The sequence below is a fragment of the Vibrio sp. 1288 genome (genome assembly GCF_033344475.1).
On sequence record NZ_JAWPOX010000029.1, the window covers coordinates 52,908 to 66,063 of the forward strand.

The 13,156-nt window shown below is 45.7% G+C and carries 13 protein-coding genes; 2 read left to right on the plus strand and 11 right to left on the minus strand.

Annotation, left to right across the window (positions count from 1 at the left end; genetic code table 11):
- Nucleotides 1-13: 13 nt before the first annotated feature.
- From rlmH to leuS, 5 genes are all read right to left on the minus strand, one after another.
- Nucleotides 14-484 carry a 23S rRNA (pseudouridine(1915)-N(3))-methyltransferase RlmH gene (gene rlmH, locus R8O11_RS18685; protein WP_017821762.1) on the minus strand — a complete coding sequence of 157 codons (471 nt, stop codon included), beginning with the start codon at nucleotides 482-484 and terminating at the stop codon, nucleotides 14-16.
- A 4-nt stretch (nucleotides 485-488) separates the two neighbouring features.
- Nucleotides 489-806 carry a ribosome silencing factor gene (rsfS, locus tag R8O11_RS18690; RefSeq protein WP_005373015.1) on the minus strand — a complete coding sequence of 106 codons (318 nt, stop codon included), beginning with the start codon at nucleotides 804-806 and terminating at the stop codon, nucleotides 489-491.
- An 88-nt stretch (nucleotides 807-894) separates the two neighbouring features.
- Nucleotides 895-1,914: a DNA polymerase III subunit delta gene (gene holA / locus R8O11_RS18695; protein WP_005384123.1), complete on the minus strand. Its 1,020-nt coding sequence runs from the start codon at nucleotides 1,912-1,914 to the stop codon at nucleotides 895-897.
- Between the two features lie 5 nt (nucleotides 1,915-1,919).
- Nucleotides 1,920-2,459 (minus strand): LPS assembly lipoprotein LptE, encoded by a 540-nt coding sequence (lptE, locus tag R8O11_RS18700; protein ID WP_005384122.1) that lies wholly within the window; start codon nucleotides 2,457-2,459, stop codon nucleotides 1,920-1,922.
- A gap of 152 nt (nucleotides 2,460-2,611) precedes the next feature.
- Nucleotides 2,612-5,185, minus strand: coding sequence for a leucine--tRNA ligase (gene leuS, locus R8O11_RS18705; protein WP_005384121.1), 2,574 nt, complete (start codon nucleotides 5,183-5,185; stop codon nucleotides 2,612-2,614).
- A gap of 153 nt (nucleotides 5,186-5,338) precedes the next feature.
- Between leuS and R8O11_RS18710 the strand changes: the two genes are divergently transcribed.
- Entirely contained in the window at nucleotides 5,339-5,809 is a 471-nt protein-coding gene (locus R8O11_RS18710) for a zinc ribbon-containing protein (RefSeq protein WP_005373024.1), read from the plus strand.
- 84 nt (nucleotides 5,810-5,893) lie between these two features.
- On the opposite strand, the gene lnt is transcribed toward R8O11_RS18710, so the two are convergent.
- The 5 genes from lnt to miaB all read right to left on the minus strand — a co-directional run bounded on the left by lnt (nucleotide 5,894) and on the right by miaB (nucleotide 11,512).
- Nucleotides 5,894-7,411 carry an apolipoprotein N-acyltransferase gene (gene lnt, locus R8O11_RS18715; protein WP_064376806.1) on the minus strand — a complete coding sequence of 506 codons (1,518 nt, stop codon included), beginning with the start codon at nucleotides 7,409-7,411 and terminating at the stop codon, nucleotides 5,894-5,896.
- A gap of 33 nt (nucleotides 7,412-7,444) precedes the next feature.
- Nucleotides 7,445-8,344: a CNNM family magnesium/cobalt transport protein CorC gene (gene corC, locus R8O11_RS18720; protein ID WP_005384118.1), complete on the minus strand. Its 900-nt coding sequence runs from the start codon at nucleotides 8,342-8,344 to the stop codon at nucleotides 7,445-7,447.
- Nucleotides 8,345-8,449: 105 nt separating this feature from the next.
- A complete protein-coding gene (gene ybeY, locus R8O11_RS18725) occupies nucleotides 8,450-8,914 on the minus strand; it encodes an rRNA maturation RNase YbeY (RefSeq protein WP_005373030.1) in 465 nt (154 codons plus the stop codon).
- 2 nt (nucleotides 8,915-8,916) lie between these two features.
- A complete protein-coding gene (locus R8O11_RS18730) occupies nucleotides 8,917-10,014 on the minus strand; it encodes a PhoH family protein (RefSeq protein ID WP_005373033.1) in 1,098 nt (365 codons plus the stop codon).
- A gap of 73 nt (nucleotides 10,015-10,087) precedes the next feature.
- On the minus strand, nucleotides 10,088-11,512 hold the full coding sequence (gene miaB, locus R8O11_RS18735) for a tRNA (N6-isopentenyl adenosine(37)-C2)-methylthiotransferase MiaB (RefSeq protein WP_005373038.1): 1,425 nt from the start codon (nucleotides 11,510-11,512) through the stop codon (nucleotides 10,088-10,090).
- Between the two features lie 257 nt (nucleotides 11,513-11,769).
- On the opposite strand from miaB, the gene R8O11_RS18740 reads away from it, so the two are divergent.
- The gene (locus R8O11_RS18740) at nucleotides 11,770-12,948 is read left to right on the plus strand and encodes a 2-octaprenyl-3-methyl-6-methoxy-1,4-benzoquinol hydroxylase (protein ID WP_213870001.1); all 1,179 of its coding nucleotides are present in this window, start codon (nucleotides 11,770-11,772) and stop codon (nucleotides 12,946-12,948) included.
- Between the two features lie 13 nt (nucleotides 12,949-12,961).
- On the opposite strand, the gene R8O11_RS18745 is transcribed toward R8O11_RS18740, so the two are convergent.
- On the minus strand, nucleotides 12,962-13,156 hold a 195-nt coding region (locus R8O11_RS18745), incomplete at its 5' end, for a hypothetical protein (RefSeq protein WP_206949545.1).

Below are 13,156 nucleotides of genomic sequence, written 5' to 3' on the forward strand. Positions count from 1 at the left end.
AGTTAAACAACGATTATTCGCGATGATAAGGGTGGTTAGCGGTGATGCTCCACGCTCGGTATAAGCTTTCTGCCATTACGATACGCACTAGAGGGTGGGGTAGCGTTAAGGCAGACAATGACCAGCTTTGGTCTGCTGCAGCTTTGCATGCAGGAGCGAGTCCTTCGGGACCGCCGATTAATATTGATACATCACGGCCATCTAATTTCCAAGCTTCTAACTGCTCAGCGAGTTGAGGAGTGTCCCATTTTTTACCTGGGATATCTAACGTGACGATACGGTTGCCTTTTGGTACCGCCGCGAGCATCGCTTCTCCTTCTTTTTGCAGGATGCGAGCGATATCGGCATTCTTACCACGCTTGCCAGCAGAGATTTCAATCAACTCCAACGGCATATCATGCGGGAAACGGCGACGATATTCTTGAAAGCCTTCCTCAACCCATTTTGGCATTTTTGTGCCAACAGCAATTAGTTGAATTTTCAAAAGATTAACCCCAGAGTTTTTCTAGCTGGTAGAGTTCGCGGTGCTCTTCTTGCATCACGTGAAGCATGGCGTCGCCCATATCAAGGACTACCCATTCACCTTCGTTTTCACCTTCCATTCCTAGTGGCTCAAGACCGGCTTTTTTCACTTCTGTTGCAACATGGTCAGCGATGGATGAAACGTGGCGTTTGGATGTACCAGTACAGATGATCATGTAATCTGTCACGCTTGATTTATCTTCCACATTTAGGACGATAATGTCTTCCGCTTTCATGTCGTCGGCTTTATCAGCTAAAAAGTCTTTCAGTTCTTCGCGAAGCACTCGGTTTTCCTCGGTTTGTCTCTTATCTCTACAGTGTTTTACATTCTTGCTTGCAAAACAGGTCGCGCACTATATCACGCTTTGATTTTTAAATTGCCAGCTTAATATCAGGAGAGCAGGTTTCTAAGCTCAACTGATGAATAGTTGGCCATACAGACTCGTCATATTGAGTTTTGGCTTTTATCTCTGCTTGAGCCAACAAGGAGAGCAATGCACAAATACGACTCGCCGATAAGCGGGTCAGTGCTGCGTTATAGAGTGGACGCTTGTTTTGCCAAACTCGATATTTCTCAAATACCTGGTTCATTCCCATTTGAGTTAAGTCTTGATGCATATTTAAAAGTTGGCTCAACTCTTTTTGTACACTTCGAATCAAGATCACGGTCTCAACCCCTTCCGCCTCAAGTTGGCGAAGAATGCGTTGTGCACGGTTTGCTTTACCTGCCAGTAAGGCGTCGATCCAGTTAAAGGTAGTGAAGTGATTATGGCGACTTAGGGCTTCCTCTAAACGTATGATGGTCAGCTCACCATCCGGATAGAGTAGGGCCAATTTCTCTAAGCTTTGTGTCAATGCAAATAGGTTACCTTCATGCCATTGAGCCAACATTTGCAGTGATTGCTGATCGGGTTTTAGTCCCAACGTGCGGCAACGTGTCTGAATGAACATAGGTAGGCGTTGAAGGTCTGGCGACAAGCAGCTTACCCAATCGCCTTTTGAGCTTAATGCTTTGAACCATTTCGCATTTTCTTGGGCTTTGGTCAGTTTGCTACCAACAATGACGAGCATGATGTCATCATGAAGCATATCACACAGTGTTTGCAGCTCTTTGCTGACGGCGGTTGTTACGCCACTTTCAGGAATTTCAAGCTCAATCAATTGACGGTTTGAAAACAGGCTCATCGCTTGGAAACAGTCGTAAACTTGGTTCCAGTCTATGCTAGCATCCACCGCAAAACGGTGTTTTTCCTCAAAACCTTGCTGAAACGCTGCCTTTTGGATTGCTTGGCGGCTTTCTTGAATCAGTAACGGCTCATTACCAAAGATTAAGTAAACCTGTTTAACTTGTTTAGTTAAATGATCCGTTAGCTTATCGGCATAAATTCGCATAGTGACTAAGAGTTTTTGTTCGCTGGCTCAGAGATTTGTCCTGCTTCATATTCGGCACGAATACGGCCCAACTGGCGCATCATCTGTTTTGCAGCTTGCAAGCGCATCTCGTCTTCAATTACGTCACGCTCAACAGATTTTGCAAGTGCGGTCAACGGGTTGTCTAGGTAGTTGCGGTTTACTGTTGTCGTAAAGTTTTTAGAACCATAGCCAGGAATTGTCACACGGTATTTTACTACGTATGTCAGCTCTTTTTCTGCTGCACGGCTATTTTGATAAAGCGATAGTGTACGCTCATCGATTGTCGCTTCCGTCAAATGAAGGTTGGGTACCGTCGATGAGGGTTGAACAAGTTCAACTTTGTTCAGTTCGAGTTGAGAGCGAACATAGCGAGTTAATTCACTGTATTCATCGTAGCTGGAGAAAGACATAGTGTGCAGCTCTTCCGGTACGGAATACTCGCCGCGAAGGTGAAAACCACAGGCAGAAAGAAGCCCCGCTAATACCAATACCACTGGTAGTTTAATCAAAGAGAAAAAGCGCATTGATTGTATTCATCCTAAATTGAAGGGGTTATTTACCTTAAACCACTCATGTGAATGGTTTGAGGTAAATAAACAGGGTAGCGAACTACCCTGTTTAATGACTCTTGGTTAACAAATAAGTTCGCTAAACAGAGACAAATTGCAAGCTGTGATTAGTTTGCAACGATGTTCAGCAGTTTACCTGGAACGTAAATAACTTTACGAATAGTCAGGCCATCAGTGAACTTAACCACGTTTTCGTCGTTTAGACCAAGCTGTTCGATATCGTCTTTAGAGATATCCGCTGGGACTGTTAGCTTCGCACGTAGCTTACCGTTAACTTGAACAACGATAGTTTTTTCGTCTTCAACTAGCGCTTTTTCGTCAAACGTCGGCCATGCCGCGTTATCAATGTCTGTTTCACCTAGTGCTGCCCATAGCTCGTATGAGATATGCGGAGTGATAGGGTAAAGCATGACAACAATAGCTTTCAGTGCTTCGTCAAGGATTGCACGATCTTGCGCAGATTCTTGAGGCGCTTTCGCTAGTTTGTTCATCAGCTCCATGATCGCTGCGATCGCGGTGTTGAATGTTTGACGACGAGCGATATCGTCCGTCACTTTCGCGATAGTTTTGTGAACGTCGCGGCGAAGTGCTTTTTGATCACCAGAAAGCGCTGAGGTATCTACTGCTTCTGCTGCGCCTTTCGCTGTGTGCTCTTTAACTAGTTTCCAAACACGTTTTAGGAAGCGGTTCGCACCTTCTACGCCAGACTCTTGCCATTCAAGTGTCATGTCCGCTGGAGACGCGAACATCATGAATAGACGTACTGTGTCAGCGCCGTACTTGTCTACCATTTCTTGAGGGTCGATACCGTTGTTCTTAGACTTAGACATCTTGATCATGCCTGAGTGCGTTACATCACGACCTTCAGTGTCTTTAGCAGAAGTAATGCGGCCTTTACCATCACGTTCAACGGCTACGTCTGTTGGAGCTACCCACTCTTTGCCGCCTTTCTCGTTCTCGAAGTAGAACGCATCAGCCAGTACCATGCCTTGACACAGTAGTTGCTTGAACGGTTCGTCAGAAGTTACGTAACCCGCATCGCGCAGTAGTTTGTGGAAGAAGCGTGAGTACAGTAGGTGCATACAAGCGTGCTCGATACCACCGATGTACTGATCTACTGGTAGCCAGTAGTTTGCTTTTTCTGGGTCTAGGATGTCGTCCGCTTGTGGTGAACAGTAACGCGCGTAGTACCAAGAAGATTCCATGAACGTATCGAACGTATCTGTCTCACGTAGAGCAGGTTCGCCGTTAAAGGTTGTCTTCGCCCACTCTTTGTCTGCTTTGATTGGGCTGGTTACGCCGTCCATTACCACGTCTTCTGGAAGAATCACTGGTAGTTGGTCAGCAGGTACTGGGTGAACTTCACCGTCTTCAGTCGTTACCATTGGGATTGGTGCGCCCCAGTAACGTTGACGAGATACACCCCAGTCGCGTAGACGGAAGTTTACAGTCTTAGTGCCTTTGCCTTCTGCTTCTAGCTTCGCTGCAATTGCATCGAACGCCGCTTGGAATTCTAGGCCGTCGAATTCACCAGAATCGAACAGTACGCCTTTCTCTGTGTATGCCGCTTCAGAAATGTCTAGCTCGCTGCCATCAGCAGGCTTGATAACAGGCACGATGTCTAGACCGTACTTCGTTGCGAACTCGTAGTCACGTTGGTCGTGTGCAGGTACTGCCATTACCGCGCCTGTACCGTAGTCCATCAGTACAAAGTTTGCTACGTATACTGGTACTTCGCGGCCGTTCAATGGATGAATCGCAGTAAGGCCAGTTGCCATACCTTTCTTCTCCATTGTCGCTAGCTCAGCTTCTGCAACCTTGTTGTTCTTACATTCGTCGATAAACGCTGCAAGCTCTGGATTGTTCTCTGCTGCAAGAGCTGCAAGAGGGTGGCCGGCTGCGATACCCACGTAAGTCACACCCATTAGCGTATCTGGACGTGTTGTGTAAACTTCTAGGTCTTGTTGACCCTTAACTTCAAACTTCAGTTCAACACCTTCAGAACGACCAATCCAGTTGCGCTGCATGGTCTTCACCATTTCAGGCCAACCTTCAAGCTTGTCTAAGTCGTCTAGTAGCTCTTGAGCGTACTCAGTGATTTTGATGAACCATTGAGGGATTTCTTTTTGCTCTACAGGCGTATCACAACGCCAGCAACAACCGTCTTCAACCTGCTCGTTTGCAAGAACAGTTTGGTCGTTAGGACACCAGTTAACAGAAGAAGTCTTTTTGTAAACTAAACCTTTCTCGTAAAGTTTAGTGAAGAACTCTTGTTCCCAGCGGTAGTACTCCGGTGTACATGTTGCGAATTCACGGTTCCAATCGTAACCAAAGCCTAGAAGCTTAAGTTGGTTCTTCATGTATTCGATGTTTTCGTAAGTCCAAGGTGCTGGCGCAGTTTTGTTTTTTACTGCTGCGTTTTCTGCAGGTAGACCGAATGCGTCCCAACCGATAGGTTGCATCACGTTTTTGCCTTGTAGGCGTTGGAAACGAGATACTACATCACCGATAGTGTAGTTGCGCACGTGACCCATGTGCAGTCGACCACTTGGGTATGGGAACATGGACAGACAGTAGAATTTTTCTTTATTTGGGTCTTCACTTACAACAAAGGTTTTGTTGTCATCCCAGTGCTTTTGAACTTTTTGTTCAATATCTTGTGGGTTGTATTGTTCTTGCATCGATGGTATCCGTTATCTTGGAATTTGTGAGTTCGGTTAGAACAGACTTAAATAGATCGTCATAGAATACCTAAAGCTAGGGATCACAACAATAGCCAATCTGTACCCATGCGCCCTTAAGTGACGCAGGTAGGAGAAAGATGGAGGTCAGTTATGCCTAAACGTAAAACAGGTTATGAGGAAATGCTCGAGGATGTGATTGAAACCTTGAAGCACAGTCCGGAAGAAGTTAACAAAGCGATTGAGACGTCGGGCAAAGTGGTGGATGCTGCTAATGACTTGACCAAAGATGAATTGGCTTTAATCAAAGCGTACCTTAAAGCAGACTTAAAAGAGTTTTCAGAGAGTTACGAGGATAGCAAAAGCGGCCCGTTTTACTTAACGATTGCGGACTCGATATGGCAAGGGCTGTTAGAGATTACTGACCGAACTAAAGTTGAGTGGGTTGAGTTGTTCGATGACTTAGAGCATCAAGGGCTATATGAAGCAGGAGAGGTGATAGGCTTAGGCACTTTAGTCTGTGATGAGTGTGGTCACAAGACAACGTATAACCACCCAACTGTAATCATTCCGTGTATTAAATGTGGTCACAAAGGCTTTACTCGTCAGTCATTAAAGCCATAAATGGCGCGTAACGACAGTATAATGCTATGAATAAAAAAGAGGCTTAGTCGCCTCTTTTTTGTCTTTTCTACTTTCAAGCTGTTATCAGCTCTGTTTTCTTCTTAAGCCGAGCGCCAGCGCTAAACTTAACCCAACCCAAATATACAATGGCCAAGTACCAAGGACTCGATATGGCGTTTGTCCATTGGTTGGGGTGAGCTCTGCGCGCAGTACTGCAGTTTCAAACTGCGGTACTTGCTCAACGATTTTACCTTTGTGATCGGTTACCGCTGTTAATCCGTTGTTAGTCGAGCGGATGAGCGGTTTACCTAACTCTAAGGCACGCATACGGGCGATCTCCATATGCTGAAGAGGACCGATAGAGTGACCAAACCATGCATCATTTGAAAGCGTTAGAATGAAGTCTGTTTCGTCAGTCACATTTTGACGCACTTGCTCATTAAAGATGATCTCATAGCAAAGCGCTGGTGCCATGTGCATGCCATTCGCAACGATGTTTGGCTGCACAAAAGCCCCACGGCTAAACGACGACATCGGTAGGTTAAAGAATGGCGCTAATGGGCGCAAAATATCTTCAAATGGTACAAACTCACCAAATGGTAGTAGGTGATGCTTATGGTAACGTTCGCTTAAATCGAAGCTGTAGTCACCGTATGGTGTGATGCCTAGGGACAGAATACTGTTGTAGAACTGTCGATCTTCAGCTTGGTTGACGACACCGGTGATGATTGCGCTGTTATTCATTTTTGCAGCGCTGTCGATATTGCTCAAAAATGAAGGCACTTCAATTTCAAAAGCGGGAATTGCTGCTTCTGGCCAAACGATAATGTCAGCGTCCCAGTTTTCACGAGTTAAGTCAGCGTACTTCATGATGGTTGGCCAACGTTGACTTGGTAGCCACTTTAGGTTTTGGTCTACGTTACCTTGAATTAGTGCGAGCTTAGTCGTGTCTTCTGGTCGGGGTGTTACCCAATCGTAGTTGCGAATCCCAAAGCCAGTACTGAGTAGCACCGCAGGGATAATCACCATCAGCCACTGCTTATGAATCCAGGCATAGGCTAACGCCCCTGCGCTGATAAGGATAAATAGAGTAAGCAGTTCTACGCCGCCAATTGGTGCAAAGCTTGCGAGTGGAGCATCTATCTGGCTATAGCCTAGCCATAACCAAGGGAAGCCAGTCATCACCCAACCACGCAACCAATCACTGATCAGCCATAAAGCAGGTGCAGCGAGAAGTGCTTTTGTGAGCGTAAATTGAGGAAACAGCTTGTTGTTGAGCCAAGCAAATAAGCCTGAATAAACAGCCAAGTAGGCAACAAGCAAGCCCATTAAAAATAAATTGGCAATGAGCGGCATACCGCCAAAACCGGAGATACTGACGTAAACCCAGCTAACGCCAGTTGCAAATTGACCTAACCCCCAAGCATAACCAATCCATAGTGCGCGTTTCGGAGTTTGGTTAGCAAGAAGAATCAGTAGAATTGCTGGGCTAAGAATGGCAATAGGCCACAGCTGGTAAGGAGCGAAAGCGAGTGTAGTAGAGGCGCCAACAAAAGCGGCTACTGAGGGCCGCTTAAGGCGATGAAAGAGTTCATTCATCATTGTAATTTTCTGAGATTCCCAATGGGTATCGCGTTACTCTTGAGTGGCTTCAACCAGGGTTTCTTCGTCTGGGATCGTCACTTGGAGTTGAATGACACGACGGTTATCGGCAGCGGTGACTTTGAAGTTGTAGCCTTCAATTTCAACCAGTTCACCACGAGAAGGTAAGTGACCAAAGGCAGTCATGACCATACCACCAACGGTATCAACTTCCTCATCGCTGAAGTTGGTTCCGAATGTCTCATTAAACTCTTCGATGGTTGTCAGCGCTCTGACAGCAAACGTATGCTTGCTTAGTTTACGAATGTCCGTCTCTTCACTTTCATCGAATTCATCTTCAATATCCCCGACGATTTCCTCAAGGATATCTTCAATGGTCACAAGACCAGAAACACCACCGAATTCATCGACAACAATGGCCATATGATAACGTTCTTCACGGAATTCTTTCAGCAGTCGATCAACGCGTTTACTTTCCGGTACTACAACCGCTGGTCGAATGACTTCTTCGATATCAAATGGATTGCTGCCTGAGCCTAAGTATTTAAGTAAGTCCTTCGCTAGAAGTATGCCTTCCACATGGTCTTTATCTTCGCTGATCACAGGGTAGCGAGAGTGTTGAGCATCGGTAATCAAAGCAACCAAGGTATCAAGGTCGTGAGTACGCTCAACGGTAACCATTTGCGAACGCGGGATCATAATGTCACGCACACGCATTTCGGAGATTTCCATAACACCTTCGAGCATATCGCGAGTGTCATGGTCAATCAGGTCGTTAACTTCAGAGTCGCGGATAACATCCACAAGCTCTTGGCGATCTTTTGGTTCGCCCTGAAATAGTTGACCTAGACGTTCAAAGAAGGACTTTCTACTCGGACCTTCTGCCTTTTCTTTCTTATCTTCGTTAGAAGAGGGAGAATTATCTTCGTTCATTGTTTCTCAATTAAGTAACGCTATCAGAAGTGTGATAGCACACATAGAGAGGCGAACACGAGAGTCATTTAAGTGGTTCGCCTTTCCCTGTCGAGTGGCCAATAGCTACTCTTTTTCAGCAATGTAAGGATCTTCATAACCCATACCTTGCATGATTTCGGTTTCGAGGGACTCCATCTCTTCGGCTTCGTCATCCTCTATATGATCATAACCTAGCAGATGCAAGCTGCCATGTACAACCATATGCGCCCAATGTGCTAGCAGAGGCTTGCTCTGTTCAACCGCCTCTTTTTCAACAACTTGGCGGCAAATAATCAAATCACCAAGTAAGTCTATTTCCATACCAGGAGGTGCTTCAAATGGAAACGACAACACATTAGTTGGTTTATCTTTGCCGCGATACTCATGGTTGAGCGTATGACTTTCTTGTTCATCAACAATACGAATGGTGACTTCGGCTTGTGGCTGGAAGAGAGGAATTGTCTTATCTAGCCACAATTGGAAATCTTGCTGCGAAGGCAGACCTTCTTCATTTTCGACTGCCAGCTGCAGATCAAGTTCAATCGCCATGATTATTCCTTAGTTGAAGCAACTTGTGCATTCAGTTCGGCTTTTGCTGCTTCTAGTAACTTCGCATCGCGTTCTTCACGACGGCGTTTCTCGAACTCTTTACGCTCTTTCTGGTCTTGTGCTTCCCACTTCTCGTACGCGTTAACGATACGAGCAACCACAGGGTGACGTACAACGTCGTCGGCTAAGAAGAAGTTAAAGCTGATGTCGTCAACTTCGCTTAGTACTTCAATAGCATGACGAAGACCCGATTTCGCACCACGAGGTAAGTCAATCTGCGTGACATCACCAGTGATAACCGCGCGAGAGTTAAAACCAATACGCGTTAGGAACATCTTCATCTGTTCAACTGTGGTGTTCTGACTCTCATCAAGAATGATAAAGGCGTCGTTTAGAGTACGACCACGCATGTAAGCAAGAGGGGCAACCTCAATCACGTTACGTTCAATCAGCTTCTCTACGCGCTCAAAGCCCAGCATTTCAAATAGGGCGTCGTATAGCGGACGTAGGTATGGGTCGACTTTCTGGCTTAAATCACCAGGTAGGAAGCCCAATTTCTCACCAGCTTCAACCGCTGGACGAGTAAGTAGAATACGGCGGATCTCTTGGCGCTCTAGTGCGTCAACAGCTGCTGCTACAGCAAGGTAGGTTTTACCTGTACCTGCCGGGCCAATACCAAAAGAAATATCATGCGTGACCATGTTAACCAAGTACTGCGCTTGGTTTGGCGTACGTGGTTTGATCACACCTTTCTTGGTTTTGACGAAGACTTCTTTACCATGCTCGATATTAGACTCAGTATTCTGCTCAAGAACACCAGACTCTTTGATCGCTAGATGGATTTGCTCAGGCTCAATATCTGGGATCTCACCTCGTACAGGTGCGGTATCAACATATAGAGTTTTCAGGATATCCAGCGCAGCTGATGCGGTATGAGGTTTACCGACAATCGTAAAGTGGTCACTACGGTGGTTAATTTCAACGCCTAGACGACGTTCTAAATGCTTGATGTTGTCATCGAATGGACCGCACAGGCTAGCTAGTCGGCGGTTGTCTGAAGGTTCTAGGTTAATTTCTAGAGTTACGATTTTATTGCTCAATGTTGCCTCTCATTTTTTGCCACTTAGTGAGAGCCTGATAACGACCAGGCTCTCTATGGCTATTTATACGAGCTTACGGCGTAAAAGTAGCTACACCCAGCTCATCTTCGCGACGTGTTTTCGCCATCATCTGCGTTGGGGAAATCACACTACGAAGATCCATGTCTTTTTCAGTACGTACTAGCTCACCACGCAGTGAGTTTGCAAATACGTCTACGATCTTCACATCAACGAACTGACCAATTAGGTCTGCACTACCTTCAAAGTTTACTACACGGTTGTTTTCTGTACGAGCGCGTAGTTCCATTAGGTTTTTCTTCGAAGGACCTTCAACTAGAACACGTTGTTCTGTGCCAAGCATTAAGCGAGAGTAACGCATCGCTTGAGCATTGATAGTTTGCTGTAGTTCGTAAAGGCGCTCTTTCTTCACTTGTTCTGACACATCACAAGGGTAATCCGCTGCTGGCGTACCTGGACGTGGAGAGAAAATAAAGCTGAAGCTCATGTCAAAGTCTACATCTTTGATTAGCTTCATGGTGTCTTGGAAGTCTTTGTCTGTCTCACCAGGGAAACCAACAATAAAGTCTGAACTGATTTGAATATCAGGACGAGCTTTACGCAGTTTACGGATGATCGATTTGTATTCGATAGCGGTGTGAGGGCGTTTCATCATCGTTAGGATACGGTCACTACCACTTTGCACAGGTAAGTGCAGGAAGCTCACAAGTTCTGGCGTATCTTCGTATACTGCGATGATGTCGTCTGTGAATTCTAACGGGTGGCTCGTCGTGAAACGAATACGGTCGATACCATCGATAGACGCAACCAAACGAAGCAGTTCTGCAAATGAACAGATCTCACCATCGTGCATAGGACCACGGTACGCGTTTACGTTTTGACCCAGAAGGTTTACTTCACGTACGCCTTGTTCAGCAAGTTGGGCGATTTCGAACAGTACGTCATCCATTGGACGGCTTACTTCTTCACCACGAGTGTACGGTACGACACAGTAAGTACAGTACTTAGAGCAGCCTTCCATAATAGAAACGAATGCTGTCGCACCTTCAGCGCGAGGTTCAGGTAGGCGGTCGAATTTTTCGATCTCTGGGAACGAAATGTCCATAACTGGTGCATCATCGGACTGAGATTGTTTGATCATCTCAGGTAGGCGGTGCAAAGTTTGTGGGCCAAAAATAACGTCAACGTATGGTGCACGTTCACGAATATGGTCACCTTCTTGCGTTGCTACACAACCACCTACACCGATAACTACGCCAGGTTTCTTATCTTTTAGTGTTTTCCAGCGGCCTAGCTGGTGGAAAACTTTCTCTTGCGCTTTTTCACGGATCGAACAGGTGTTAAGTAGAAGTACGTCTGCTTCCTCTGGCTCTTCCGTCAGCTCGTAGCCGTTTGCAGCATTAAGCAGGTCGGCCATTTTTGATGAATCGTATTCGTTCATCTGGCAGCCCCAGGTTTTAATTAGCAGTTTCTTACTCATCTCACTTTCGCTCGTTCAGTTGTACTTAAATCGGAGAGCTATTGCTCAAATTATAGCCGCCATCACGGCGGTAAGCGGCGTATTGTACTGCTTTAAAAAGCACCTGACTAGTGATCTAGCTAATTCTCTGCAAAGCCTGATGAAATCTAGTTTTTCGCCCTATGCTGAACAAGGTTTTTTGTTAAACAATTTTGTAAAAGTAGCCATGGAAAGTACAATAAAAAACGCCAATTAATCAGCACGATGAAGAGTGAAAAATGAACAAGTATGACATCGCCGTGATCGGTGGCGGTATGGTCGGGGCAGCCGTCGCTGTTGGATTTGCCAAGCAGGGCAGAAGCGTTGTCTTGGTCGAAGGTACAAAACCTAAAGTTTTTGATGCCGCTCAGGCGATGGATATTCGTGTATCTGCAATCTCGCACCAGTCGGTGGAGTTACTTGATTCACTCGGAGCATGGTCAGAGATCAAGAGCATGCGAGTTTGTCCTTATCGGCGCTTAGAAACTTGGGAGCACCCAGAGTGCCGTACTCGTTTTCACTCTGATGAATTGTCATTGGATCAGCTAGGTTACATCGTTGAAAACCGCCTAATCCAATTAGGTCTTTGGCAAGTCTTCTCTCAGCATGAAAATCTAACCGTGATGTGTCCTGAGCGATTAAAAGCCATTGAGTTTGCAGATGTAAATCTTGTGACACTAGAAAGTGGGGCGCAGTTTGAAGCTAACTGGGTGATTGGTGCTGATGGTGCAAACTCTAAAGTTCGTCAATTGGCTGGAATTGGTGTAACTGCGTGGGATTACCGACAACACTGCATGTTGATTAATGTGAAAACAGAATTGCCTCAGCAAGATATTACTTGGCAACAATTTACACCTTCAGGCCCACGTTCATTTTTACCTCTGTGCTCTTTGAGTAACGACGATGGTCAAGTAGTAGGCCAAGGTTCTTTGGTTTGGTATGACTCGCCTAAACGTATTAAACAACTGTGTGCGATGGGTAAACCTCAACTAAGAGAAGAAATTTTACGTCATTTCCCTGCTGAATTAGGCGATATTGAAGTTTTACAGTTTGGCTCATTCCCACTCACTCGTCGTCATGCGCAAAGCTACTCAAGCAAAAATTGCGTGTTAGTGGGTGACTCTGCTCATACGATCAACCCGCTTGCAGGGCAAGGGGTAAACTTAGGCTTCAAAGATGTAGACGTTCTCCTTTCGGTAACAGAACACCAAGAAAAGCTGGAAGATACCTTACTCGCGAAATACGAACGCGCACGTCGACCTGACAACTTACTCATGCAGACGGGCATGGACTTTTTCTATAAAGGTTTTAGCAACGATCTTGGGCCATTGAAGTTCGTACGTAATGCTGCATTGAAGCTTGCTGAAAACTCAGGGCCAATTAAGGCTCAAGTACTGAAATACGCGTTAGGTATGTAGTAAGCTACTCAAATCACAGATAGAAAAAAAGCGAGCCATGAGCTCGCTTTTTTAATTCGGCAAATCTAATGATTTCCCGAGTCCAGAACCAAAAAAAGAAAAAACCCAGCAAAGTCATGCTGGGTTTTCCGATAATGGTGCGGAAGGAGAGACTTGAACTCTCACACCTTGCGGCGCCAGAACCTAAATCTGGTGCGTCTACCAATTC